Origin of the sequence: Microbacterium sp. BF1 (assembly GCF_019279095.1) — a bacterium.
GTDB lineage: Bacteria > Actinomycetota > Actinomycetes > Actinomycetales > Microbacteriaceae > Microbacterium > Microbacterium maritypicum.
Window position 1 is genome coordinate 1 of sequence record NZ_JAGYWT010000575.1, and the last position, 1,480, is coordinate 1,480.

A 1,480-nucleotide genomic window follows, 5' to 3' on the forward strand; every position below is an offset into this window, starting at 1 on the left:
CCCGTCGGAGCGGAGTGACACCGCCGACGGGCGTATCGCTCAGAGCTCGCCCGGCTTCATGACCTCGACGTCGATCGCGCGGATCACCCGCTGCGCGGCCGTGTCGGTCGGGGGCTCGGACGACGCCTGGTCGCCCTTGCGCCGACGGGTGGGGGCGTAGACCACGAGCGAGTGGAACAGGAACCGGGCGAAGAACGCCACGATGAGGGAGAGCGCCGTCGCGAGCACGCTGGAGATGTGCCAGGTCTCGACCATCAGAGCCATCACGGGGATGCGCAGCGCCGCCTCGACGTTGTTGAACGCGAACGAGCTCGCGAAACGGATCCCGACCCCGCGGGCATCCGTCTTCATGTCGGCGAACACGAAGCGCTCCTGCAGCAAGAAGTTGCCGATGATCGTGACCTCGGCACCGACGATCGCCGCCCAGACGTAGGGCACGCCGGCGGCGGTCAGTCCCCACATGATGCCGAGGTTCGCGGCGGCGCCGATCACGCCGATCAGCGCGAACAGCGACATCTTGCCGAAGCGCAGTCGTGCGAGGTGCTCGAGGAACATCGCCCCCTGGCGAAAGCTCGCCTTCGACGTGCCGTGTCGTCGCTCGGCGAACTCCATCGGCACCTCGGCGATGCGCAGGTCGTTGCGCGCGAGTATCTCGAGGAGGATCTTGAAACCCCGAGGCTGGAGCGTCGAGACGTCGAGGCGACCGCGGTCGACCAGGAAGAACCCCGTCATCGGGTCGGTGCTGCGAGCGAGGCGAATCGGGAACATCGCCCTGGTCAGCCAAGTCGCGACGCGGGAGACGCCGAAGCGCACCGCCGTGCCGAGCCCGCTCGTGTCCCCTCCGCCGACGTAGCGGGAGGCGGCGACGACGTCGGCGTCCCCCTGCGCGAATCGAGCGAGCAGGACGGGAAGGAGCTCGGGCGGATGCTGCAGATCACCGTCCATCACGATGCAGACATCGGAGGCCGCCGCCTCGAGGCCGATGACGACGGCGCCGCCCAGCCCTCCGGTGTTCTCGGCGCGATGGATCACGCGCACGGGGATCGGAGAATCGGCCGCGACGCGCTCGACCTCAGCGGCCGTGTCATCGGTGCTGTCGTCAACGAACAGGATCTCGGCGTCCCACCCCTCGAGCGCCACGGCGGTCCGCGCGACGAGCTCGGCGACGTTGTCGCGCTCGTTGAACGTCGGCACGATGATCGTGACCGGTGTCCCCACGTCCGCCCCCTGTTCCCCACGCGCATCGCGTGCGGCCTCCATCGTTCCACGGGATCCTGTGCGGAGAGAAACCCGAACCTGCTAGACTCTCGAACCGCGGCTGTGGGAGTCGCGAAGCGGATGGGGATCCGCTTACTGGGGAATTACTGATCTGGGGAGATCATGGGGACGCGTATCGGCTATGCCGTTGGTGCTTTCGACCTGTTTCACGTCGGGCATCTGAATCTACTTCGTCACGCAAAGCAGCACTGCGACATTCTGA

2 protein-coding genes are annotated in these 1,480 nt (G+C 67.3%); one reads left to right on the top strand and one right to left on the bottom strand.

Annotated elements, in window-relative coordinates; all coding sequences use genetic code 11:
- Positions 1–39: 39 nt before the first annotated feature.
- A complete protein-coding gene (locus KZA10_RS14980) occupies positions 40–1,260 on the bottom strand; it encodes a glycosyltransferase family 2 protein (protein ID WP_218683285.1) in 1,221 nt (406 codons plus the stop codon).
- Positions 1,261–1,380: 120 nt separating this feature from the next.
- Between KZA10_RS14980 and KZA10_RS14985 the strand changes: the two genes are divergently transcribed.
- On the top strand, positions 1,381–1,480 hold a 100-nt coding region (locus KZA10_RS14985; RefSeq protein WP_218683286.1), incomplete at its 3' end, for an adenylyltransferase/cytidyltransferase family protein.